This is a genomic window from Pseudomonas sp. DP-17 (assembly GCF_022380625.1).
GTDB lineage: Bacteria > Pseudomonadota > Gammaproteobacteria > Pseudomonadales > Pseudomonadaceae > Pseudomonas > Pseudomonas nitroreducens_A.
The window spans coordinates 1-24,359 of record NZ_JAKSXG010000007.1; the positions used below are offsets into that span (position 1 = coordinate 1).

19 protein-coding genes are annotated in these 24,359 nt (G+C 66.2%); 4 read left to right on the forward strand and 15 right to left on the reverse strand.

From position 1 onward, the window contains the following. Positions 1–82: 82 nt before the first annotated feature. The 7 genes from MJ122_RS12370 to MJ122_RS12400 form a co-directional block, all read right to left on the reverse strand. Positions 83–1,378 (reverse strand): FAD-binding oxidoreductase, encoded by a 1,296-nt coding sequence (locus MJ122_RS12370; protein WP_239744370.1) that lies wholly within the window; start codon positions 1,376–1,378, stop codon positions 83–85. Positions 1,379–1,392: 14 nt separating this feature from the next. Continuing rightward, entirely contained in the window at positions 1,393–2,478 is a 1,086-nt protein-coding gene (locus tag MJ122_RS12375; RefSeq protein WP_239744371.1) for a polyamine ABC transporter substrate-binding protein, read from the reverse strand. 41 nt (positions 2,479–2,519) lie between these two features. After that, positions 2,520–3,878: a glutamine synthetase family protein gene (locus MJ122_RS12380; RefSeq protein ID WP_239744372.1), complete on the reverse strand. Its 1,359-nt coding sequence runs from the start codon at positions 3,876–3,878 to the stop codon at positions 2,520–2,522. 170 nt (positions 3,879–4,048) lie between these two features. Beyond that, on the reverse strand, positions 4,049–5,335 hold the full coding sequence (locus tag MJ122_RS12385) for an FAD-binding oxidoreductase (protein WP_239744373.1): 1,287 nt from the start codon (positions 5,333–5,335) through the stop codon (positions 4,049–4,051). Then, complete coding sequence (locus MJ122_RS12390) at positions 5,332–6,075, reverse strand: amino acid ABC transporter ATP-binding protein (RefSeq protein ID WP_239744374.1); 744 nt, start codon at positions 6,073–6,075, stop codon at positions 5,332–5,334. Before MJ122_RS12390 ends, MJ122_RS12385 begins: the two co-directional genes overlap by 4 nt. Beyond that, on the reverse strand, positions 6,072–6,740 hold the full coding sequence (locus MJ122_RS12395) for an amino acid ABC transporter permease (protein WP_239744375.1): 669 nt from the start codon (positions 6,738–6,740) through the stop codon (positions 6,072–6,074). Before MJ122_RS12395 ends, MJ122_RS12390 begins: the two co-directional genes overlap by 4 nt. Before the next feature lie 95 nt (positions 6,741–6,835). Continuing rightward, on the reverse strand, positions 6,836–7,594 hold the full coding sequence (locus tag MJ122_RS12400) for an ABC transporter substrate-binding protein (RefSeq protein ID WP_088417094.1): 759 nt from the start codon (positions 7,592–7,594) through the stop codon (positions 6,836–6,838). 178 nt (positions 7,595–7,772) lie between these two features. Here MJ122_RS12400 and MJ122_RS12405 point away from each other — a divergent pair, with 178 nt between their 5' ends. Next, positions 7,773–8,549, forward strand: coding sequence for an IclR family transcriptional regulator (locus MJ122_RS12405; RefSeq protein WP_088417093.1), 777 nt, complete (start codon positions 7,773–7,775; stop codon positions 8,547–8,549). A gap of 6 nt (positions 8,550–8,555) precedes the next feature. On the opposite strand, the gene MJ122_RS12410 is transcribed toward MJ122_RS12405, so the two are convergent. The 5 genes from MJ122_RS12410 to MJ122_RS12430 all read right to left on the reverse strand — a co-directional run bounded on the left by MJ122_RS12410 (position 8,556) and on the right by MJ122_RS12430 (position 18,153). Then, complete coding sequence (locus tag MJ122_RS12410) at positions 8,556–12,521, reverse strand: response regulator (protein WP_239744376.1); 3,966 nt, start codon at positions 12,519–12,521, stop codon at positions 8,556–8,558. A 44-nt stretch (positions 12,522–12,565) separates the two neighbouring features. Next, on the reverse strand, positions 12,566–13,708 hold the full coding sequence (locus MJ122_RS12415; protein WP_239744377.1) for a two-component system response regulator: 1,143 nt from the start codon (positions 13,706–13,708) through the stop codon (positions 12,566–12,568). Positions 13,709–13,913: 205 nt separating this feature from the next. Next, positions 13,914–14,678, reverse strand: a complete 765-nt coding sequence (gene cobF / locus MJ122_RS12420; RefSeq protein ID WP_239744378.1) for a precorrin-6A synthase (deacetylating) — start codon at positions 14,676–14,678, stop codon at positions 13,914–13,916. Between the two features lie 272 nt (positions 14,679–14,950). Continuing rightward, positions 14,951–17,248: a 5-methyltetrahydropteroyltriglutamate--homocysteine S-methyltransferase gene (gene metE, locus MJ122_RS12425; RefSeq protein ID WP_239744379.1), complete on the reverse strand. Its 2,298-nt coding sequence runs from the start codon at positions 17,246–17,248 to the stop codon at positions 14,951–14,953. 95 nt (positions 17,249–17,343) lie between these two features. After that, positions 17,344–18,153: a helix-turn-helix transcriptional regulator gene (locus tag MJ122_RS12430; protein WP_239744380.1), complete on the reverse strand. Its 810-nt coding sequence runs from the start codon at positions 18,151–18,153 to the stop codon at positions 17,344–17,346. Between the two features lie 85 nt (positions 18,154–18,238). Between MJ122_RS12430 and panB the strand changes: the two genes are divergently transcribed. Next, entirely contained in the window at positions 18,239–19,066 is an 828-nt protein-coding gene (panB, locus tag MJ122_RS12435) for a 3-methyl-2-oxobutanoate hydroxymethyltransferase (RefSeq protein WP_239744381.1), read from the forward strand. A gap of 125 nt (positions 19,067–19,191) precedes the next feature. Here the strand turns inward: panB and MJ122_RS12440 are convergent, their stop codons facing one another. Further along, positions 19,192–19,860, reverse strand: coding sequence for a TIGR04211 family SH3 domain-containing protein (locus MJ122_RS12440; protein WP_239744382.1), 669 nt, complete (start codon positions 19,858–19,860; stop codon positions 19,192–19,194). Between the two features lie 300 nt (positions 19,861–20,160). On the opposite strand from MJ122_RS12440, the gene MJ122_RS12445 reads away from it, so the two are divergent. After that, positions 20,161–20,496, forward strand: a complete 336-nt coding sequence (locus MJ122_RS12445) for a co-regulatory protein PtrA N-terminal domain-containing protein (protein WP_239744383.1) — start codon at positions 20,161–20,163, stop codon at positions 20,494–20,496. Positions 20,497–20,514: 18 nt separating this feature from the next. Here MJ122_RS12445 and MJ122_RS12450 read toward each other — a convergent pair whose 3' ends face one another. Both MJ122_RS12450 and MJ122_RS12455 read right to left on the reverse strand, forming a co-directional pair. Then, complete coding sequence (locus MJ122_RS12450) at positions 20,515–21,900, reverse strand: heavy metal sensor histidine kinase (protein ID WP_088417084.1); 1,386 nt, start codon at positions 21,898–21,900, stop codon at positions 20,515–20,517. Beyond that, positions 21,897–22,571: a heavy metal response regulator transcription factor gene (locus MJ122_RS12455; protein WP_239744384.1), complete on the reverse strand. Its 675-nt coding sequence runs from the start codon at positions 22,569–22,571 to the stop codon at positions 21,897–21,899. Before MJ122_RS12455 ends, MJ122_RS12450 begins: the two co-directional genes overlap by 4 nt. A gap of 441 nt (positions 22,572–23,012) precedes the next feature. Here MJ122_RS12455 and MJ122_RS12460 point away from each other — a divergent pair, with 441 nt between their 5' ends. Further along, a complete protein-coding gene (locus MJ122_RS12460; RefSeq protein WP_239744458.1) occupies positions 23,013–24,221 on the forward strand; it encodes a TolC family protein in 1,209 nt (402 codons plus the stop codon). Positions 24,222–24,359 lie beyond the last annotated feature (138 nt).

Below are 24,359 nucleotides of genomic sequence, written 5' to 3' on the forward strand. Positions count from 1 at the left end.
CCGCGCCCGCCGGCCCCCCCCCCCCCCCCCTGCGTTGCGCTCGCCGCCCCCCCCCCCCGCGATGGGCATCCGGCGGCGCCGATCAGCCCAGCAATTCCCGAACCCGATACCACGCCATCCCCAGTGCCAGCAGAGGCGAGCGCAGCAGCTTGCCGCCGGGAAAGATCAGGTGCGGCACGGCGCTGAACAGGTCCAGCCCCTTGCTTTCGCCCTGGTGGATGGCCTCGGCGAGCAGCTTGGCCGACCAGTGCGTGACGTTCAGCCCGTGGCCGGAATAGCCCTGGGCGAAGTACACATTGGGGTGAGACTTGAGGCGTCCGACCTGCGGGAAGCGATTGGCGGTGATGCCGATCATGCCGCCCCACTGGTAGTCGAGCTTCACCTGCTCCAGCTGCGGGAATACCTTGAGCACCTTCGGCCGCATGTAGGCGCCGATGTCCGCCGGGTCGCGCCCGGAGTAGTGGCAGGCGCCGCCGAACAGCAGGCGCCGGTCGGCGGTCAGGCGGTAGTAGTCCAGCCCCACCTTCTGGTCGCACAGCGCCATATTCTGCGGGATCAGCTGTGCTGCCAGTTCCTCGGACAGGGGTTCGGTCGCCACCACGTAGCTGCCGGCTGGGAGTACCTTGCCGGTGAGCTTGGGTTCCAGCTCCTCCAGGTGTGCGTTGCAGCCCAGCACCAGGGTCTTCGCCAGTACCCGACCCTGGGTGCAGTGAACGACGGCGGTCGCACCGTGCTCGATACGTAGCACCGGGCTCTGTTCGAAGATCTGCGCGCCGAAGGCCTTGGCGGCGCGGGCCTCGCCCTTCACCAGGTCGAGCGGGTGCAGGTGACCGGACCCCATGTCGATGTGCCCGCCCGCGTAGCAGTCGCTGGCGACCACTTCGCGCATGCGGTCCGGCGGCACCAGGCGGGTCTCGTGTGGGTAGTCCGACGCGCTCAGCGACTCCTGCTCGCGGACCATGGCGGCGTATTGCGCCGGGGTATTGGCCAGCTCGCAGAAGCCCCAGCGCAGGTCGCACTCGATATCCAGCTCACGGATGCGTTCGGCGACCAGGGCCACCGAGTCGACACCCGCCTGCTCGAGATACTGCACGCCTTCCTCGCCGACGTACTTGGCGAAGCCGCTGACGTCATGGCCGATGCCACGGATCAGTTGCCCGCCGTTGCGCCCGCTGGCGCCCCAACCGATGCGCCGGGCTTCCAGCAGCACCACGGAGTGGCCGCGCCGGGCCAGCTCCAGGGCTGCGTTCACGCCAGTGAAGCCGCCGCCGATCACGCAGACGTCCGCCCGCACATCCCCGGTGAGGGAAGGGTACTGCTGACGGTCGCGGGCGGTCGCGGCGTAATAGGACGCGGCGTGCTCCTCGGTGTGCTTCATGGAAGTTTCTCGACTCATTGGTTGAACTTGATCTTGCTCCAGCTGCGGGTCATCAGGCGCATGATCTTGGGCGGCGGCGCCTTGGCGATGTACAGCTTGTCGAGCACGGCCTGGCTCGGGTAGACCTCGGGGTTGTTCTGCATCTCTTCGGGCAGCAGGGTCTTGGCGTCAGCATTGGCGCTGGGGTAGCCGACGTACTCGCTGATGCCGGCGATCACCTTCGGATCGAGGATGTAGTTGATGAACGCCAGGGCCTGCTCCGGGTGACCTGCATCCGAGGGGATCGCCATCAGGTCGAACCACAGGTTCGCGCCTTCCTTGGGAATGCTGTAGGCGATCTCGATGCCGTTCTTGGCTTCCTTGGCGCGCGCGGCCGCCTGGAATACGTCGCCGGAGTAGCCGAAGGCCACGCAGATGTTGCCGTTGGCCAGGTCCGAGATGTACTTCGAGGAGTGGAAGTAGGTGACGTACGGGCGCACCGCCACCAGCTTGGCCTCGGCCTTGGGATAGTCCGCCGGGTTGGTACTGTTGGGGTCCAGTCCCAGGTAGTTGAGTACCGAGGGGATCATCTCGTCGGGCGAGTCCATGAAGGCCACGCCGCACGCGCTGAGCTTCCTGATGTTCTCCGGCTCGAACAGCACCGACCACGAATCGATCTTGTCGACGCCCAGCACCTGCTTGACCTTGGCGACGTTGTAGCCGATGCCGTTGGTACCCCACAGGTAGGGCACCGAGTGCTTGTTGCCCGGGTCGTTCTGTTCCAGCAGCTTGAGCAGTGTCGGGTCCAGGTGCTTCCAGTTCGGCAGCTGGCTGCGGTCGAGCTCAAGGAACACGCCGGCCTGCACCTGGCGGGTCAGGAAGTGGTTGGACGGCACCACCACGTCGTAGCCGGAGCGGCCCGCCAGCAGCTTGCCTTCCAGGGTCTCGTTGGAATCGAAGACGTCGTAGACCGGCTTGATCCCGGTGGTCTTCTGGAAGCCGGCGAGGGTGTCCGGGGCGATGTAGTCGGTCCAGTTGTAGATGCTGACGGTCGGTTCAGCGTGCACGGCCGAGGCCATCATGGCCAGGGCGAAGGGCGCAAGGGTGCGCAGCAGTCTCATGGGGACTCCCGAATTGTTGTTGTGAAGTCGGTGACGCGGAATCAGACGCTCAGCAGCAGGAACTCACGCTCCCAGGAGCTGATCACCCGCTTGAAGTTCTCGTGCTCGGTGCGCTTCACGGCGACGTAGCCCTGCACGAACTTCTCGCCGAGGAATTCCTTGAGCACGGCGCAGTCTTCCATCTGCTGCAGCGCATCCTCGATGGTGATCGGCAGGCGCAGGTTGCGGCGCTCGTAGGCGCGGCCCTGGACGGCGGCGCTGGGGTTGACCTGCTCGATCATGCCCAGGTAGCCGCAGAGCAGGCTGGCGGCCAGCGCCAGGTAGGGGTTGGCGTCGGCACCCGGCAGGCGGTTTTCCACGCGCATGGCGGCCGGCGGAGCGGCGGGCACGCGCAGGCCCACGGTGCGGTTTTCTTCGCCCCACTCGACGTTCACCGGCGCGGAGGTGTCCGGCAGGAAGCGGCGGAAGGAGTTCACGTTGGGCGCGAACATCGGCAGCACTTTCGGGATGTACTTCTGCAGGCCGCCGATGTAGTGCAGGAACAGCTGGCTCATGGAGCCGTCTTCGGCGGCGAAGATGTTCTTGCCGGTGGCGATATCCAGCACGCTCTGGTGAATGTGCATGGCGCTGCCGGGCTCGTCGGTGATCGGCTTGGCCATGAAGGTGGCGCTGACGTCATGCTTGAGCGCGGCTTCGCGCATGGTGCGCTTGAACACGATGATCTGGTCGGCCAGGCTCAGCGCGTCGCCGTGACGGAAGTTGATTTCCATCTGCGCCGGGCCGTCTTCGTGGATCAGCGTGTCCAGGTCCAGGCCCTGCAGTTCGCACCAGTCGTAGACGTCCTCGAACAGCGGGTCGAATTCGTTGGCGGCGTCGATGGAGAAGCTCTGGCGGCCGCTTTCCGGGCGGCCCGAGCGGCCGACGGGGGCTTCCAGCGGGAAGTCCGGGTCGCTGCTGCGCTTGGTCAGGTAGAACTCCATCTCCGGCGCCACGACCGGGCTCCAGCCTTTGTCGGCGTAGAGCTTGAGCACGCGCTTGAGCACGTTGCGCGGGGACAGTTCGATGGGGTTGCCGACCTTGTCGAAGGTGTCGTGGATGACCATCGCGGTCGGCTCCAGCGCCCAGGGCACCAGGAAGATGGCGTCCGGGTCGGGCTTGCAGACCATGTCGATGTCCGCTTCGTCGAGCAGGTCGTAGTAGATGTCGTCATCGACGAAATCGCCGGTGACGGTCTGCAACAGGACACTTTCGGGGAGTCGCATGCCCCCTTCGCCGAGGAACTTGTTGGTGGGGGAAATCTTGCCGCGGGCGATGCCGGTGAGGTCGCTCACCACGCATTCGACTTCGGTGATTTTCTGTTGCTTCAGCCGTTGCTCCAGTTGCTCGGCGGGGGTGGTCATACAAGCCTCGGAAGGTTTCTTGGTTTTATAAGGGATGCGCGCGCAGCATCGTGCTGCCAGGCCGGGCTAGTGTCGGCTGGCAGCACGGGGCGTTCTATCCACTTTCCGCAAGGCGTGGGAATTAGCGTGAAAAAGCTCGCGCCAGGGCTTGTGGGGCAGGTTGGCCGCCGTCAGAACACGGCGTCGAGCAGGCGGTACCAGGCGATGCCCACGCCCAGGTACAGGCGCTGCAGGCTGTGCAAGGGGATCGGCCGCACCGGTGTGACCGGGAAGGGGAAGTCTTTCTCTCGGTCCAGCAAACGCTCTGCCAGGTGCCGGCCCAGGGTCGAGGCCATGGCGATGCCGCGACCGTTGTAGCCCAGCAGGATGCTGAGGTTGGGGGCCGGTTCATGCAGGCGTGGCATGAAGTCTGGCGTCAGCGCCACGCGGCCACTCCACTGGTACTCGAACTCGACCTCCGCCAGCTGCGGGAACAGCCCCAGCAGCGAGCGCTTGAGGTGCAGCCAATCACCGGGCGAACGCGGCTCGGCAAATGGGCCGCGACCGCCCAGCAGCAGCCGGCCGCGCGCGTCCTGCTTGAAGTACAACAGCAGCCGGCGCGCATCCGAGCAGACTTCGCCTCCCGGCAGCACGCTGCGCCGCAGGTTCTCCGGCAAGGGCCGGGTCGCAACGATGAAGCTGTTGGCGGCGATCACCGTCTGCCGCAGCTTCGGCCAGAGGCCGTCGGTGTAGCCGTTGGTGGCGAGGATCACCCGCTCGGCGGTGACCGTGTGCCCCGCGTCGGTGGTGAGCTGCCAGCCGCTGCCGTGGCGCCGCAGGTTGGTCACGCGATTGTGGCCGTGGATGTCCGCGCCTTCACTCAGCGCTGCTCGCGCCAGACCGCGCACATAGCTCAACGGCTGGACGCTGCCGGCGCGCGGGTCGACCCAGGCGCCGAGGTAGTCAGGGCTGCCGATGCGCCGGGCGACGCTGCTCTTGTCGAGCATCTCCACCGGTACACCGCGCTGGCGCCACTGCTCGGCGCGCTTCTCGATGGCGCGCAGGGCGGCCGGCGAAGCAGCCGGCTGGATCCAGCCCTTGCGGGTGGCTTCGCAATCGATGTCGTAGCGGCGGATCAGTTCGAAGACCTCATCGGCAGCGCCGCCGGCGACGTCGATCAGGCGCTCGGCCCGGTCGCCGCCGAACATGCGTCGCAGGTCGTCGGGGTCATGCTTGAGGCCGGGGATCACCTGCCCGCCGTTGCGCCCGGAGGCGCCCCAGCCGGGCTCGCCGGCGTCCAGCACGCAAACGCGCACGCCATTGCGGGCCAGGTGCAGGGCAGTGACCAATCCGGTGTAGCCGGCGCCGATGATGGCGACGTCGACCTGCTTGTCTTCAGCCAGCGCCGGTGTGGCGGGGCCGGCGTTGGCGGTGGCTGCCCACAGCGAGGGCGGCAGTGCCAGGAGCTGGGCGTTCATGCCTGGCCCCCGTCGGTGTTGAGCAGGCGCCGGAGGAATTCCTGGGTGCGCGGCTGGCTCGGCGCGCCGAGCACGTCCTTGGCCGCGCCTTCCTCGACGATACGGCCGCCATAAAGGAAGCACACCTTGTCCGCCACTTCACGGGCGAAGCCCATCTCGTGGGTCACCACCACCATGGTCATGCCCTCGTCGGCGAGCTTGCGCATCACCGCCAGCACTTCGCCCACCAGTTCCGGGTCCAGCGCCGAGGTCGGCTCGTCGAAGAGGATCGCCTTGGGCCGCATCGCCAGCGCACGGGCGATGGCAACGCGTTGTTGCTGGCCGCCGGAGAGTTCGTCCGGGTAGGCGTCCATGCGGTGGCTCAGGCCGACCTTCTCCAGCAGGGCGCGGGCGTGTTCGCGGGCCGCTTCGGGTCGTTCCTTCTTCACGTACACCGGGCCTTCCATGACGTTCTGCAGGGCGGTGCGGTGGGGGAACAGGTTGAAGCGCTGGAACACCATCGCCACCTGGGTGCGGATTTCATGGATGGAACTGGCGTGGCGGTCGACGCGTTCCTGGCCGATCAGGATGTCGCCACCCTCGTAGGTTTCCAGGCCATTGATGCAGCGCAGCAGGGTGGACTTGCCCGAGCCGGACGGGCCGATCAGGCACACCACCTGGCCGCTTTCCACCGACAGGTCGATGCCTTCGAGGACGCGTGTGCTGCCGTAGCTTTTGTGCAGCGACTGGATACGGATCATGCTTTCTTCCTCGTGGCGATGCGCGCTTCGAGGCGGCGCAGGGCGAACGACAGCGGCAGGCTGAGGGCCAGGTAGAGCAGGGCGACCAGGGTGTAGACGGTCATGTTCTCGAAGGTCGAGGAAGCGATCAGCTGGCCGGCGCGGGTCATCTCGGCGACGGTGATGGTGGACACCAGCGAGGAGTCCTTGAGCATCATCACCAGGGTATTGCCGTAGGGCGGCAGGGCGATGCGGAAGGCCTGCGGCAGTACCACCCGGCGCATGATCATCGGGCCACGCATGCCGAGCGATTCGGCGGCTTCGATCTGCCCCTGCTGGATGGCCTGGATGCCGGCGCGGAAGTTCTCCGCCTGGTACGCCGAGTAGGCGATGCCCAGGCCGATGATGCCGGCCTGCATGGCGCTGAGCTGGACGCCGAAGTCCGGCAGCACGAAGTAGATGTAGAACAGCTGCACGATGATCGGCAGGCCACGGATGACGTTGACCACGGAGATGCCGAACAGCGCCACGGCGCGGACCTTCGACACCATCATCAGGGCGAAGGCCAGGCCGATGAGCGAGCTGAGCAGGAAAGAGGCAATCGTGACTTGCACGGTGACCACCGCGCCATTCAGGAGAATGGGCAGGAAGTCCAGGGCATTCTGGAGAAACATGGGCTTGTCCATGGGCGGAAATCAGGGCGGCCGTCACCCTTCACCGGGCGCGAGGCTCCGGCGAAAGGCACGGGTGAGACTTGGGAAAGGCGTGAGGCAGGCGGACGTCAGTCCAGGTGCCACTTGCCGATGATGCCGGCCAGGGTGCCGTCGGCCTTGATGCTGGCGATGCCCTTGTTGACCTGGGCGAGTAGCGCCGGGTCACCCTGGCGCAGGATCAGGCAGACTTCGCCCTTGATCTGCGGCTGGTAGCTGTCCACCAGGCGCACCTTCTTCAGGCTGCCCTTGGCCATCTGGTAGGCGAGGATCGGATGGTCGCCGAAGCCGGCCTTGATGCGCCCCAGCGCCAGGTCGCGAGTGAGGTCGGCGAGGGAGTCGTAGCCGCGCACCTCCTTGAAGATGCCGCGCTGGTTGAGCTTGTCGATGAAGATGGTACCGACCTGGGCACCGACCACTTCGCCCTTGAAGTCATCCATGCTGGTGTAGGCCTTGTCATCGTCGGCACGCACCACCAGGCCTTCGCCGTACTCGAATACCGGGTCGGAGTACTGCACGACTTTCTCCCGCTCGGGAGTGCGCAGCATGGCGGCGGAGATCAGGTCGATCTTCTTCGCGGTGAGCGAGGGGATCAGTGCGGCGAAGGTGGTCTGGGCGATTTCCACCTCGAAGCCGCCGGCCTTGGCCACGGCCTGCGCGGAATCGACCATCATGCCCTGGATGCTGTTGGTCTGGATGTCGAGGAAGGTGAACGGCACGCCGGTGGCGGTGGCGCCGACCTTCAGCGGTTCGGCCTGGGCGGCCAGGGATGCAGCGCAGCTGGCGACGAGCGCGAGGGCGCAGGAAAACACGCGGAGGCGAGGATGCATTGGTGAACTCCCATTTGACGCGGTTTGTTGTCGTTATGCGTTATGGATGGCCTCGAGGTTCGGCAGGAGGCGTTGGTCGCAATATAAATGATTTACAAGAATCGTAAAGAGATTTATAAATATCGCATATCGATACTTAATGCCTGATCCAAGGCGTTCTCCCTCGCAAGGACGAGACATGAGCGACAACGAAAACAGCCTCTTCAACCAGTCGCTGGAAAAAGGCCTGGCGGTGCTACGCGCCTTCAATGCGCGCAACCGCACGATGAACCTGGCCGAGGTGGCCGAGGCCGCCGATATCACCAAGAGCTCGGCGCAGCGGATGATCCATACCCTCGAAGCACTGGGGTATGTCAGCAAGCACCCACAGACCAAGCGCTTCCAGCTGACGCCGCAGGTGATGGAGATCGGCTACAACTACCTCGCCGCCGATACCCTGGTGGACGTGGCCAACCCTTTCCTCGCGGAGCTGGCGCAGACCACGGGCGAGACCACCAATCTCACCGAACCGGTGCGCACCGACATGCTCTACGTGGCGCGCTTCGTGGGGCCGAAGTTCATCCCGATCCACCTGCCCATCGGCAGCCGCATTCCCATGTACTGCACCGCTTCGGGCCGTGCCTTCCTCAGCGCGCTGAGCGACGACGAGGTGCTGGAGTTGTTGCAGGACAGTGACCTGTCCAGCCACACCCAGTACACCCGCACTTCGCTGGAGGAAATCCTCGGCGAGATTGCCGAGATTCGCCGCAAGGGTTATGCGATCAACAGCGAGGAACTGTTCCTGGGAGACATGGCGGTGGCTGCGCCGGTGCGCAACAGCCAGGGCCGCCCGGTCGCTTCGGTGCACGTGGTGGCGCCCACCAGTCGCTGGACCCGCGAAGACGCAGAACGCCGCCTGGCGCCCGCGGCCATCGAGTGCGCGCGGGCGATCAGTACCTCGATCAGGACGTTGTGAGGGCGGTCAGGGCTGCGGTTGAGCGGGCTCTGGCGCTTCACCCGTGAGCTGTTGCAGCTGCGCCAGCGCCTGTTCGTAGTCGAATCCTTCGATCGCTTCGGCTATCTGCCGGAGCTGCGCGGCGCGAGCCTGATCCTGATAGAGACCGCTCAAGCGGCCGACGAGATCGCCAGCACTGGTGTCGCTGCGCTCAAGCAGTCCCTGCAGTTGCTGGAGCAGGGCGGAGGCCTCGCTGGGTGCAACACGCGGTGCAGCAGGCTGTTCCGGAGGTCGGTCGGCACGGTTCGCCAGGCCCGCCTGGACGATATCCAACTGCCCTTGCAAGTCGGACAGCAGGCGTGAGATCAGTTCCTCCGACGCTGCTCCCTGACAGGCCTCTTCCAGTGCCGTGGCGGCTTTCGCCAATGCCAGGGCGCCGATATTGCCGGCTGCGCCACGCAGCGTATGGGCCGCGCGGCGCCGAGCGGTCGGGTCGGTCGCCGGGTCGAGGGCGTGGAATTCGCCGATGAAGTCCCGGTAGCGGGTGCGAAAGCGCTGCAGCAGTCGTTCGTAGAGGTCCACCTTGCCGGCGCAGGTGGCCAGCCCTGCACGGCTGTCGATACCCGGCAGGTCGAACTGGCTGGCGGGCGGTGTCGTCAGTGCCGGCGCGCTCGCAGTGTCCGGCTGCTGCCGCGGCTCGATCCAGCGCGCCAGGGTGAGGAACATCGCTTCCGGGTCGATGGGCTTGGCGATGTGGTCGTTCATGCCGGCGGCCAGCGCCAGTTCGCGGTCCCCGGCCATGTTGTTGGCGGTCATGGCGATGATCGGCAGCTGCGCCAGTCCAGGGCGCAGGCGCAGCGCCCGGGTGGCCGCATAGCCGTCGAGTACGGGCATCTGGCAGTCCATCAGCACCGCATCGAACTGTGTGTCGACGGCCAGTCGATCCAGTGCTTCCTGACCATTGCAGGCCAGCACGATCTCGATGCCGGCATCGCCCAGCAGCTCCATCGCCAGTTCCTGGTTCAGCTCGTTGTCTTCCACCAGCAACATCCGGCTGCCGGCGACGCTGGCCAGGGCATCGTCGGTCGCGCTCTGGCGTTCGCGGCTGCGCGGCTCGACGACGCTCTGCTTGCCCAGGGCCATGTTGATCGACTCCAGCAGGGTGGAGGGCGTCACCGGTTTGGTCAGCACCGTACCCAACTCGACGCCGCGCTGCTGGGCGGCGCCCAGCGCTTCCTCGCGGCCGAAAGCAGTGACCATGATCACCGCCGGCACCTCCGCGCAGTGACCGTCGTGAAGACGCGCGACCACCTCGATGCCATCCATGCCCGGCATCTGCCAGTCCACCAGGACCAGCTGATAGGGCAACTGCTGCTGTTCCGCCTCGCTGATCCACTCCAGCGCCTCGTTGCCGTTGCGCGCGACGTCCACTTCCAGTCCGTAGCTCAGCGCCATGCCGGAGAGGATCTCCCGTGCCGAGGCGTTGTCGTCGACCACCAGCGCGCGGATCCCCAGTAGTTCGTCCGCCCGCAGCATGCGCCGTGGCGCGGCGGCGTCGGGGATACCGAAGTGCGCGTGGAAGTGGAACACCGAGCCCTTGCCCGGTTCGCTCTCCACCCAGATGCGCCCGCCCATGAGTTCCACCAGGCTCCTGGAGATCGACAGCCCCAACCCGGTGCCGCCGTAGCGGCGCGAGGTGGAAGAGTCGGCCTGGATGAAGGACTGGAACATGCGCCCGCATTGCTCACCGGTCATGCCGATACCGGTGTCGCGCAGCCAGAAGTGCAGTTCCGCCTGCTCGCTGCCGAGCGCCACTGGCTCGATGCCGAGGACGATTTCCCCGCGCTCGGTGAACTTCACCGCGTTGTTGCCCAGGTTGAGCAGGATCTGTCCCAGGCGCAGCGGGTCGCCAACCAGGGAGGTAGGCAGGTCCTGGCTGAGCTGGAACAACAACTCCAGCGATTTCTCTTCCGCCTTGAAACCGACCATGCCGGAGAACTGCTCGAGCACGTCCTCCAGGCGGAACTCGACGTGCTCGACGCTCATCATGCCGGCCTCGATCTTGGAGAAGTCGAGGATGTCGTTGATGATCCCGAGCAGCCCTTCGGCGGAGCGGTTCACCTTCTGCACGTAGTTGTGCTGGCGCGCGTTCAGCCCGCTCTTCAGGGCAAGGCTGCTCATGCCGATGATCACGTTCATCGGCGTGCGGATCTCGTGGCTCATGTTGGCGAGGAATTCGCTCTTGGCCCGGGTCGCTTCCTCGGCCAGCTCCTTGGCGCGGCGCATCTGCTGCTCGGCCAGCTTGCGCTCGGTGATGTCGTAGAGCCAGGCCAGCATGGCCGGCTCGCCCTGGTGGACAACGGGCAGGTAGGTCGCCAGAACGTCACGTTCACCACCCTGGCGGTCGTACAGGCGCACCTCGCGTTCGAGCATCTGCTCCCCGGCCAGCAGCTCGTTCCAGATCGCCGCGCGCTCCGCTGCGTCCACGTAGAGCCCGGCTGCTTCATCGCCGGCCTTGAGTCCGTAGCTCTCGATGAACGCCGGGTTGACCAGGTGCAGGTGCCCCTGGGTGGAGATAGCGACGCTCACCGGACTGCAGTCGAGAATGTACTGCAGGCGCGTCTCGCTTTCCTGCAGGGCGGTGGCCTGGCGTTCCATCTGCTCGGCCTGGGTGAGGGTTTCCGCGAGCAGCTGCTCGGTGCGCGAGGTACGCTCGAGGACTTCGAGATTCATGGCCAGCAGCGGAAGAAACTCGTCGAGCAGGGCGAGCTGGCTTGCCCCCAGCTCCTGCATGCCTTCCAGGGCCAGCACGCCCACCAGGCGTTCGCCGTGGATCAGCGGCAATATGTCGAGCATGGTTGGCGGCGAGCAGAAGTCTTCCGCCTGGCGCTCCGGCACGGGCAGGTGGATAGCGCTGCGCTGCCTGGCGCATTGCCCGATCAGCCCCTGGCCCATGGGAAGCCGGTCCGGCAGATCGGGGCCGGGAGCGTAGCTGCCCAGCAGCACCAGGTCTGCGTTCTTTTCATCATGGACATGCAAGGTGGCGCGGCGCAGCGCCAGCGGCGGAGCCAGTGCCTGCAGGGTGCGGTCTCCCAGCTCGGCGGAGCCCGCCACGGACTGCATCTGGCTGCTGAGCCTGGCTACCTGGGTCTTCAACCAGCGCTGGTCGGCCATCTGCCGCGCTTCGGACTGCAGCGCGGTGATGGCGCGCGCCATTTCGCCGATCTCGTTGGGGTAGTTCTGGAACGGCACGTCCACATCCAGTTGCCCTTTGCTCAGGGCGTCCACCGAATAGCGCAGCTGATCGGCGGGGCGGCGGATCGACAGGCTGATCATCATGCCGAACAGCACGCCGCCGACAATCCCCAGCACCAGCAGCCAGACGGTCAGCTGGACGCTATGGTGGAAGCGCTGCGTGGCCAGCCTGACTTCCAGGTCGGCGCCCTCGCGCTTGGCCTGCGCCACCTCGGCCAGCGCCTGGTTGGCCACCTCGCCGGGGCGCTGCAGGGCAGAGGAGGAGAGCAGCGCAATGGCGCCCAGGTCGCTGGTCTTCCCCGGTTTCAGCGATTGATCGTTGAGCGCCAGCACGTGCTGGATCTGATTCTGATATTCCTCGTAGGCCGATTCGAAGCGCACCAGCCCTTGCAGCGCGGGGGTGCGATAGATCAGCGGCCGGGCGAGTTCGATCTCTTCGCGCAGGTTGGCGCGCGCTTCGAGGAACTGCCCATTCGCCTGGGCGCGGCCTGCATCGTCAGTGGCCAGCACCAGCTGGCGGATGCTGCGCCCGATGCCTGCGAGGCTGACACGGGCAGCCTCGATATGCGAAAGCCCCAGCATCTCCTTCTCGTAGACCAGGTTCATCTGTGCGATCTGCTCGCGCTGCACATACAGGCTGTACAGGCCCAGGAACAGGACGAGCAGCAGGACGCCGCCGAAGCCGATCAGCAGCCGGGTTCGCAGCATCAGGCGCTGGAGAAAGCCGAGCGGGTTCATCGAGACGCCTCCTGGCCAGGTTGATGCGTGGCCGGCAATGGAGCCTAGGGCTGTCGCTGCGCCTGGAACGGCACGTCAGGGTCACCGGCGTTGTCGTTGAAGCGTTCGGCAATGCGATGAAACTCGTCCTTCAGTTCCACGAAGGCATCCACGATATCCGGATCGAAATGCTGCCCACGCTGGCTCTGGATGAAGTCCACCGCGCTGGCATGGGTCATGGGGGACTTGTAGACCCGTTTGCTGATCAGGGCATCGTAGACATCGGCCACGGCCATCAGTCGCGCCGACAACGGGATGGCATCGCCCGCCAGGCCGCAGGGATAGCCGGAACCGTCCCATTTCTCGTGGTGTCCGGCGGCGATCTGCTTGGCCAGGCGAAGGAAGGGCACGTCCATGCCCAGGCGCTCTTCGGCTTTCTCCAGGGCCTCCACGCCCAGGGTGGTGTGGGTTTTCATCAGCTCGAACTCTTCCGGGGTGAGCTTTCCCGGTTTGAGCAGGATGTGGTCGGGGATGCCGACCTTGCCGATGTCGTGCAGCGGCGCCGATTTGAAGAGCAGATGCCGGGTTTCCTCGTCCAGCTCGGCGGCGAAGCGCGGGTGCTCCCGCAGCTGCTCGGCCAGTACGCTGACGTAATGCTGGGTGCGGCGAATGTGGTTGCCGGTCTCGTTGTCGCGGGTCTCGGCCAGGGATGCCATCGCCAGGATGGTCACGTCCTGAATGGCTGCAAGCTCCTGCGTACGCCGCTGCACTTCCCGCTCGAGGAACTCGTTCTGGTCGCGCAGAAAGTCCGCGGCGGCCTTGATGCGCAGCTGGTTGTCCACGCGCATCAGCACGGTGGGCGGGTTGATCGGCTTGGTCAGGTAGTCCACCGCGCCCAGTTCCAGGCCGCGTATTTCCTCGTCGGCGGCATCCTGGGCGGTAATGAAGATCACCGGGATCTGGCGCGTGCGTTCATCTTCGCGCAGCCGCCGGCAGACCTCGAAGCCGTTCATGCCGGGCATCATCACGTCGAGCAGGATGAGGTCCGGCGGCTCCTCGGACAGGGCGATCTGCAGCGCTTTTTCGCCCGTGCGGGCCGCCTTGACGCGATACAGGATCTTCAACAGCTCCGAAAGGAGCGTCAGGTTCTCGGGCGCATCGTCGACGATCAGGATCGTCGGACGAACAACGGGACCAGGTGCATTCATTGACCATCCTCCGCCAGGCGGCGCGCCAGAGGATTTCCTTGCCGCGCGCCGAGTCAGTATAGACCGCGCCACCCGGGCCCTCGTCCCGAGGACGGCCCATGGGAGCCGTCGCGGCACACCGCACTGACTCTAGCCGCTTTTGTCGAGGCTGTTCGCAATTGCAGGGCGGATGACGGGGTGGGCGCCACGCGTCCTGAGTGTTTGCTCAGGCGTCCTTCGGCGCGCGCCGCAGCAGGTAGGTGTCCATGATCCAGCCGTTGGCCTCGCGGGCCGCCAGGCGGGTGCGCTGGATGTCTTCGCCGACTTCGACCAGCCGCCCGCTGCGCAGGATCTCCTCCGGCGTGCCGAGGTACGCGCCCCAGTAGATTTCCAGTTCGGGGTCGTCCAGCTGGCGGTAGGTGTCCTCGGCATCGAGCATCACCACCACGCTCTGGGCGTTCGCCGGAAACCCTTCGGCCAGGCGGCGGCCGGTGGTGATCTGCACCGACTGGCCGATGACGTTGAGCGGCACCCGGTGGCGAGCGGCCAGCGCCTGCACGCTGGTGATGCCGGGGATCACCTGGTAGTCGAAGGTCACACGCCCCTGGCGCAGGATGGCGTCGAGGATGCGCAGGGTGCTGTCGTAGAGCGAAGGGTCGCCCCAGACCAGGAAGGCGCCGCATTGGCCGTCCGGCAGTTCGTTCTCGATCAGGCGCTCGAACACTTCTTGCTTGGCCTGGTTGAGATCGCGCACCTGGCCGGTGTAGTCGCCTTCGCGCACGCGTTCGGGGCTATCGGCCTCGACGATGCGGTAATCGGAGCGGGTGACATAGCGCTGGAGGATATCGCGGCGCAGCTGGATCAGCTTTTCCTTGCTGCTGCCCTTGTCCAGGAGGAAGAACACATCCGCGCGGTTCATCGCGTTGATCGCCTGGACGGTGAGGTATTCGGGGTCGCCCGCGCCGATGCCGATGATGAGCAACTGCTTCATGTCTGGTCCTGTGTGCCGTGGAGCGAAGGCCTTCAAGACTACGCCTGTCCGGCGATGCGCTCATCTGCCGGGTCGTTACGGTGCAGCAGAGCAGGTGTTCGTCGTTGTTCCGCTGCGAGCGGATGTCAATCGCGGACGGAGTCCGCTCCTACGAATCCGATGTCGTGTGTAGATCGTAGGATGGGGGGAGCTTGCGATACCCATGCTGTCGTTGCGCGGGGGCGATGGGTATCGCTGCGCTCCACACCATCCTACGAACAGCGGCAGGCCGGTCAGCCCAGCAGCGCCACGTCCTTGCGCAGCTCGCGGGCCGCCGCGACCATGTTCACCAGCGCCGCTTCCGTCTCTGGCCAGGCGCGGGTCTTCAGGCCGCAGTCCGGGTTGACCCACAGGCGCTCGGCGGGAATGCGCTGCGCTGCCTTGCGCAGCAGCTTGACCATCTCGTCCTTGGCCGGCACGCGCGGCGAGTGGATGTCATAGACGCCCGGGCCGATCTCGTTGGGGTATTCGAACTTCTCGAAGGCTTCCAGCAGCTCCATGTCCGAGCGCGACGTCTCGATGGTGATGACGTCGGCGTCCATCGCCGCGATGGACTCGATCACGTCGTTGAATTCGCTGTAGCACATGTGGGTATGGATCTGCGTTTCGTCGCGCACGCCGGACGCGCACAGGCGGAAGGCTTCGGTGGCCCAGTCCAGATAGCGGCCCCAGTCGCTGCGACGCAGCGGCAGGCCCTCGCGGAACGCGGCTTCGTCGATCTGCACGATGCGGATGCCCGCGGCCTCCAGGTCCACTACTTCGTCGCGGATCGCCAGGGCCAGCTGGCGCGCCTGGGTTTCGCGAGCGATATCCTCGCGCGGGAAGGACCACATCAGCATGGTCACCGGGCCGGTCAGCATGCCCTTCATGACTTTGCTGGTAAGGCTCTGGGCATACCGGATCCACTCCACGGTCATGGCTTTCGGCCGGCTCAGGTCGCCGAAGATCACCGCCGGTTTCACGCAACGGGAACCGTAGCTCTGTACCCAGCCGAAACGGGTGAAGAGGTAGCCGTCGAGCTGCTCGGCGAAATACTCGACCATGTCGTTGCGCTCGGCCTCGCCATGTACCAGCACGTCCAGCCCCAGGTTCTCCTGAATCTCCACGGCGTGGCGGATTTCGCTGTGCATGGCCTCGGTGTAGTCGGCAACGCTGAGCTTGCCCTGCCTGAAGGCCTGGCGCGCGAGGCGGATCGCGGAGGTCTGCGGGAAGGAACCGATGGTGGTGGTGGGGAAGGCCGGCAGGTTGAGGCCGGCGCGCTGCTGCACGATGCGTTCGGCAAAGGGCGACTGGCGCTGGCTGTCGGCGGCTTTCACCGCGGCCAGGCGGGCCTGCACCTGCGGCTTGTGGATGCGCGGCGAGGCGGCGCGGCCGGCCTGCACGGTGCGGCTCTGCTCCAGCGCGGCTATGACTTCCAAATCCCCGGGCTGATTGACGGCACGGGCGAGCAGGGCGACTTCGGCGCACTTCTGTACGGCGAAGGCCAGCCAGCTTTTCAGCTCGGCATCCAGCTGGTCCTCGCGCTCCAGGTCCACCGGACTGTGCAGCAGCGAGCAGGACGGCGCGACCCACAGGCGATCACCCACGCGGTCATGGGCATGGCGCAGCACTTCCAGGCTCTTCTCCAGGTCGCAGCGCCAGACGTTGCGGCCGTTGACCACGCCCAGGGAGAGGATCTTGTAGGCCGGCAGGCGGTCGAGGATGGTCGGGAACTGCTCCGGCGCGCGAACCAGATCAAGGTGCAGGCCGTCCACCGGCAGGCCGGCGGCAAGGCCCAGGTTGTCATCGAGGCCGCCGAAATAGGTGGCCACCAGCTTCTTCAGCGGCTCGCTCTGCAGCAGGTTGTAGGTGCGCTCGAAGGCGTTCTTCCAGTCCTGGGGCAGGTCGAGGGCGAGGATCGGCTCGTCGATCTGCACCCACTCCACACCCTGCGCGGCGAGGCGGCGGAAGATCTGGCCGTAGAGCGGCAGCAGGCGTTCGACGAGGTCGAGCTTGTCGAAATCGCGGCCCTTGGTCTTGCCCAGCCAGAGGTAGGTCAGCGGGCCGATCACCACCGGTTTGACTGCATGGCCGAGTGCGTGGGCTTCTTCCACTTCCTCGAACAGTTGTTCCCAGCTCAGCTCGAACTGCTGGTCAGCGCTGAACTCCGGGACGAGGTAGTGGTAGTTGGTGTCGAACCACTTGGTCATCTCTTGAGCGTGAGCCCCACAGCAGCCTGCACTGATGCCCCGTGCCATGGCGAACAGGGTCTGCAGGGTCGGCTTCGCCTCGCCATGGGTACGGAAGCGTTCCGGAATGACGCCGAAGGTCAGCGAGTGGGTCAGCACCTGGTCGTACCAGGCGAAGTCGCCCACCGGCAGCAACTCGATGCCGGCGTTCTTCTGCACCTGCCAATGGGCGGCACGCAGTTCGCGGCCGACGGCGCGCAGGCCGGCTTCGTCCAGCTCGCCCTTCCAGAAGGCCTCCTGGGCTTTCTTCAGCTCGCGGTCGCGGCCGATGCGGGGAAAGCCGAGGTTGTGTGCCAGTGCCATGTGAATCTCTCCAGTGAATCAGCGAATGGCGAGATTCTCCTGGCGGTCCGTTCATGAGACAAACTCAATGTTCTCGCGATGAACATAAGAAATCCTCAAGTTGGACCGGAATGGCTCCCTGCCCGCATCTGCCGTGCCAGCGCGCCGGGCGAGATGTGCAGCTGGCGCTGGAACAACTCGATGAACGCCGAGGTGGATTCATAACCCAGCTCGCCGGCGATCAGTGTCACCGACTCGCCGCGCTCCAGCCTTGGCAGCGCCGCGAGCAGTCGCACGCGTTCGCGCCATTCGCGGAACGACAGCCCGGTTTCGTCGCGGAACAACCGCGCCAGGGTCCGCCGCGAGGCGCCGACGCGCTGCGCCCAATCCTCGATCCCCAGGCGCTCGCCGGGGTGCTCCTGCAGGTGATCGGTGACGCGCCGCAGACGGGCATCGCGGGGTAGCGGCAGGGCCAGGCCGGAGTCCGGCGCGCCATGCAGCTCGTCCACCAGCACCTGCATGAGCCGGGCTTCCGGCCCCTCGTCGGGGTAGTCGCGGGAAAACTCGCTGGCGCGCTGGATCAGGTTGTCCAGCAGCGGCGAGATTTCCAGCACGCGGCACGGGCCCAGGCCGACGGCCAGCTCCGGCGCCAGGTAGAAGCTGCGGTGTACCACCAGCGTGCGGGCCCGCGCGCTATGCCGCACGCCAGCCGGCAACCACATCGCACGGCGGGGCGGAATCACGCAGGCGTACTCCTCGGTCGTCGCCTCGAGCACGCCGCTGGCGGCATACATCAGTTGGCCCCAGGGATGGGAATGGGGCTCCACCCGGTGGCCGGCGGGCATGTCAAAGGCGCGCAGCCACACGGGACGGGGCAGCGAGGTGAAGCCGGGAAGCGCCAGAGCATCCTGTCCCGCTGACGGCATAGCTTGTCTCACTGTCGGAAGTGGGTCATGGAGGGCCGATGGTAGCGTCTTCCCCGGCCAATATCAGCCATCCGTGGAGAACCCCATGAGCAGCCATCGCCCGCAACAACGCCTGTCCATCCTGGACATCCGCCAACGCCGCGAACCCGGCAGTCTGGTCGTACTGACTGCCTATTCGATGCCCATGGCACGTCTGCTCGACCCGCACGTCGATGTGCTGCTGGTCGGGGATTCGCTGGGCATGGTGCTCTACGGCATGCCGCACACCCTGGCTGTCAGCCTGGACACCATGATCGCCCACGGCGCCGCAGTGGTCCGCGGCTCGCAACGGGCCTGCGTGGTGGTGGACCTGCCCTTTGCCAGCTACCAGGCCTCGCCGCAGCAGGCCTTCCTCGCCGCCGCGCGGGTGCTCGCCGAAAGCGGCGCGCAGGCGGTGAAGTTGGAAGGTGGCGCGGAGATGGCCGAGACCATCGCCTTCCTGGTGGAGCGCGGTATACCGGTGATGGCGCATATCGGCCTGATGCCGCAGAAGGTCAATGCCCTCGGTGGCTTCAAGGTACAAGGCAAGGAAGAAGCCGGCGTTGCACGGGTACTGCGCGACGCGGATGCCATCGCTGCCGCCGGGGCTTTCAGCGTGGTGCTCGAAGGCGTGCTGGAGCCGGTGGCGCGTCAGGTCTGCGAGCGGCTGGAGATCCCGGTGATCGGCATCGGCGCTTCACCCGCCTGCGCCGGGCAGGTGCTGGTGACCGAGGACATGCTGGGGCTTTCCGGCGAGCAGATCCCGCGATTCGCCGAGCAGTACGTGCGGTTGGACGAGCTGATCGGCGCGGCGGCCGGACGCTTTGCCAGCGAAGTGCGCGAACGCCAGTTCCCGCAGGCACGGCATTGTTTCGGGATGGAATCGCCCCGGTGAGGTTGGCAATGGCGGCGGGGCCATCGCGGAGGGAGTCCGCTCCTACGTGAAGCTGATTCAGGCGTAGGAGCGGAACTCTGTCCGCGATCGGGTGGGGTGTTGCGCCGAGTCTCGTGTGTGAGGCGTCAGACCCACTCGGTGCTGCGCTTGCGGCGCACACGCAACATGGTCGGCAGGATCAGTCCGGCGAGCAGGCCGGCGCCAGCGATGCTGCCTCCGTAGGCCATGTAGCGCATCAGCACCTGCTTGTTCTCGTCGCCCAGCTGCGCCTGGGCGTCGCGCAGCTGCGAGCGCGCCTGGCTCAGCTCCGCGTCCAGCGCGCTGCGCGCGGCCTGCAGTTCATCGATGAGCTTCTTGCGCGCATCCAGGGTCTCCTGCATGCCCTGCACGCGGTTCTTCCAGGAGTCGTCAATGGTCTGCAACTGGGTGGTCAGCTCGGTGACCTTCTGTTCCAGCGCCGGCAGGCGCTCGGCCTGGCCGGGCTTGTCCTGCAGGTCCTTGCTGGCGATCCACACGGTGTTGCCGCTGTCGCTGCGCACCTGGCTGTAGTCACCCGAAGTGCTGACCAGCTGGACCTTCTGCCCGGAGGTCAGGGTGCCGACGATGCGGTAGCCATCGGTGGGCCCGCTGCGCACGTAGGTGCTCAGACTGTCGTTCACCCAGCGCGCGTTGCTGGCGGGCTCCTCGGCCTGGGCCGGGACGCCGGTGGCCAGCAGGCCGACGAACAGACAGGCACCGAGGGCGCGGGTCTGCAGGGAAGAAATTCGTGCGGGGAGGCAACGCGATAGGGACATGGGCAATCTTCACATGACTTGGAACGAAACCCGCCTTGCGGGAGCGAAAACGTCGGCCGGGTGACTTATTCAGAATTGTCCGGGTGGCCAATGGCCATAAATCCCACCCGGTGGGCCGACAGCACACAGACAGTTGTCAGACGCCGAGAGTTCACCTGTGGGAAATTGCACGGATGAGTGGTGGAAACCTCTTTATGCCGCCTCCGAACTCGATAACCGAATCGTCATCCCAGCCTCAGCTTCCCGTTAGCGGCGGCCGCTTAAGGTGGAGTCACTTTCAACCACCACGAGGTGACTGCCATGAAACTTCCCCGCATCTTCCTGACTGCCGCCCTGCTGGGGGCTTCCTCCCTGGCCATGGCCGATGGTGGCGGCGACATCACCTTCTCCCGTATGGAACAGGCCCGCCAGCAGGCCATGCAGGCCCGCCAGAGTGCGCCCACGCCGACGCAGATCGCCGAGGCAAAGCAGTACACCTACGGGATGAACCTGGACATTGCCGAAGTCGTGGCGGTGACGCCGATGAGCGCCGACTGCGGTGTGGTGCCGGTGCAGCTGCGCTACAAGGATTCCTTCGGCGACGAGCAGGCCATCGAATACCGCACCGAGCGTGTCGCCTGCCGCGCCACCCGCTGATCCTGAGCTGGACGGCGATCAGTCAGGTGACGCAGGAAACCTCAGGAGGAAGCGCGTTGGCCCTTCCTCCGAGCTCTGCGCGCAGGCGCTGCCCAGGTGCAGCTCCATGATCGAACGCACGATGGCCAGCCCCAGGCCCGTGCCGCCCTGTGCCCGCGAGCGACCCTTGTCCACCCGGTAGAAACGCTCGAACAGATGCTCCAGATGCTCGGCGGCAATGCCCGGGCCGGGGTTCTGCACCTGCAGCGTCACGGCCTCGCCGTGGTCGTGCACCTGCACGCTGATGCACTCGCCCTCGGGGGTGTGGCGGATGGCGTTGGAGAGCAGGTTGGAAATGGCGCGCTGGATCATCAGGCGGTCGCCCAGGACCAGTCCGTGACCTTCGATGACGATGGAAAGCGACTTCTCCTCGGCGCTGAAGTCGAACAGCTCGGCGACCTTCGCCGCTTCCTCCTCCAGCCGCACCGGCTCCTGCGGCAGCAATGCGCGTGGGTGGCTGACCTGGGCGAGGAACAGCATGTCGCTGACGATCCGCCCGACTCGTTCCAGCTCCTCGGTGCTGGCTGCCAGCACCGCCTCGTACTCTTCCTTTTGCCGTGGCCGCGACAGCGTGACCTGAGCCTTGCCCAGCAGATTGCCGATGGGCGAGCGCAGCTCGTGGGCGATGTCGTCGGAGAACTGCGTGAGCTGCTGCACGCCGCCATCCAGCCGGTGCAGCATCAGGTTCAGTGCCCGCGCGGCCTTGCCCAGTTCCCGTGGCAGGTCCTGCAGCGCAATGCGGTGGCTGAGGTCCTGGGTGGTGACCCGCGAGGCGACCTGGCCGAACTGGCGCAACGGCAGCAGGCCGCGCTTGGCCACCAGGCGCGCGCCGAGGGCGATCAGTAGCAGCAGCGGCGGCACCGCCAGCCAGGCTGAGCGCAGGAAGGCGCCGAGCAGGGCGTCGTCATCGCGTCGATCCAGGCTCAGGAATACCCGCAGGGTGTTGCCGTCGCGCAGGCGGATCAGACTGCGTTCGGTGAGCAGGCGGCGGCCGTCCGCCGAGGTCCAGCCGAAGGCGCGGCCATTGCCGGCGAACTCGTCGAGTATCGGCAGATCGGCATTCGGCCCGTTGCTGAATTGTGCCGGCCGCCCGCGCTGTTCATCCAGCAGCGCGGCGCTGAGGTTGGCGTGGCCCATCAACTGGTCCTGCAGGGCATGGCCGCGCAGGGGCAGGGCGGCCAGGCCGGGGTCGGCCTCCAGCGCGTGGCGCAGTTGCCCGAGCTTGTCTTCCAGCTCGCGATGGGCGCGCTGGTCCAGCTGATGGTCGAGGGCGAGGTAGGCGAGGGTGAGCAGCAGGAGCATCAGCACCGAACCCAGCACGCCGACCCACAGGCCGATGCGCAGCGACAGGCTGGCCGGTTTCATGCGCGGGACTCCAGCACGTAGCCGACTCCGCGCAGGGTGTGGATCAGCTTGTCGGCGAAGGGATCGTCGATCTTCGCGCGCAGGCGGCGGATGGTGACCTCCACCACGTTGGTGTCGCAGTCGAAGTTCATGTCCCACACCAGCGAGATGATCTGCGTGCGCGAAAGCACTTCGCCGCTGCGGCTCATCAGCAGGTGCAGCAGGGCGAACTCCTTGCTGGTCAGGTCGATGCGCTGGCTGTCGCGGTAGGCGCGGTGGCGGCCGGGGTCCAGCTCCAGCCCGCCGATCTCCAGTACCTGCGGCTGGTCGATGCGTTCGCTGCGGCGCATCAGCGAGCGCACGCGGGCCAGCAGTTCGGGGAATTCGAAAGGCTTGAGCAGGTAGTCGTCGGCGCCCAGGTCGAAGCCTTTCACCCGCTCGGTGAGGCGGCCGCGGGCGGTGAGCATTATCACGCGGATGTCGCTGTGCTGGCGCAGGCTGGCCAGCACTTCCCAGCCGTCCATCTGCGGCAGGTTCACATCGAGGATGACCAGGTCGTAGGCGCACTGCCGGGCCAGGTGCAGGCCGTCGACGCCGTTGTCGGCGCGGTCGACGACATATCCGCTTTCGTTCAGTCCCTGTTGCAGATAATCGGCTGTCTTGTGGTCGTCCTCGATGAGCAGGATTTTCATGGATAGTTACCCGGTAATGACGTGGAAAGAGGTGCCGCAGATACGGGAAAGTTTGAAGCGCCGGAGAAAAATGCGCGCAGTCTAGAGGCTGTAGCGACTTCAGGGTCAACCGTGGCGATGTCGCACTCGTGATCCTGGAGAGGAAAACAGAAAGTTCTGTAGGTCTCTGGTCTGAAAGGATTTTCAGAAAGACCGCAGGCTGGGGAAAGTGCGCTTAATTGTTTCCTCAAGTTACCTGGAAGAGGCTCGGGCTCTTTTTAAATAGATACAACGGGAAGTCGGCGGATGGCCAATTACATGTTTGTAATTATCCAGTCACCTTGTCGCTAGAGAGACACTTCTAGATTCGCCGTGGACATGACGGCATGCCGTCGAAGTTGACTCCACCTTGCGAGGTTCGCCGTGCTTTCAAGACGTTCTGCATTCGCCGCGCAGGCAACGCTGCTGGCGCTGTTGCTCTGGCAGCTCCCTGGCTGGGCGGCAGCCCGGGAAATCGGCATTGGGGATGCGCTGCAGGCCGCCGCCAGCAGCAACCCCGAACTGGCGGCCAGCGGCCGGGAAATCGGCATCGCCCAGGGGCTGCGAGAACAGGCCGGCCTGCTGCGCAACCCGACGCTGTCCTGGGAACAGGAGGGCACCGATTCCCGCAATCGCACCACCACCCTCGGCATCAGCCAGCCGCTGGAACTGGGCGGCAAGCGTGGCGCGCGGGTGGAACTGGCCGAGCGCGGCCAGGACGTGGCGGCGCTGAGTCTGGAAGCTCGACGCAACCAATTGCGCGGCGAGGTGATCGCGGTGTTCTACACCGCCCTGCGCGCCCAGGAACGCGAGCGCCTGGCGCAACAGTCCGTCGAGCTGGCGCAACGGGGCGTAGTCGCTGCCGAGGGGCGTGTGCGTGCCGGCAAGGCGCCGCCGCTGGAGGCCAACCGCGCGCAAGTGCAACTGGCCGAGGTGCGCCTGGAACAGGACCGCGCCCGTCGCGAACGGGCCGACGCCAATCAGGCGCTGGCCGCGCTGATGGGGCTCGCATTGCCGGACTTCACCGGTGTGCGCAACGACAGCGCGCGGCCCTTGCCCGCGCTGCCAAGCCCCGATGAGCTGCTGCGTCGTCTCGGCGACAGCGCGGAAATGCGCCTGGCGCAGATCCGCATCGACGAAGGCGAAGCCGCCGTGCGCCTGGCGAAGGCCCAGCGCATTCCCGACCTCGATGTCAGCCTGGGTAGCCAGGAAGCGGTCGAGCAGGGCAACCGCGACCGCATCGCGGTGATCGGCTTCAGCCTGCCGCTGCCGCTGTTCGACCGCAACCAGGGCAACATCCTCGCGCAGTCGCGCCGCGCCGATCAGGCCCGCGACCTGCGCAATGCCGCCGAGCTGCGTCTGCGCCAGGAAACCCAGCAGGCGTTGCAGCAGTGGAGTACCGCCCAGGGCGAGGTGAACGCATTCCGCCAGACCATCCTGCCCAGCGCCCAGACCGCCGTGGAGAGCGCCACGCGCGGCTTCGAGATGGGCAAGTTCGGCTTCCTCGAAGTGCTCGATGCCCAGCGCACCCTGATCACTGCCCGCGACCAGTACCTGCGCGCACTGGCCCAGGTCAGCGATGCCTGGGGGCGGATCGAACGGGTCTACGGCGATGTCGGCGCGGCCTTTTAGAGCCCGCTGCGCCTGGCTCGGCCTGCTGCTCATGACGCTGACGCCATCCGCCGCCGCACCGACCGTGAGCCTGCCTGCGCACTGGTGTATCCACGACCTCTTCAGCACCCTCCATTACCTGGCGGTGCCCGCGCCACG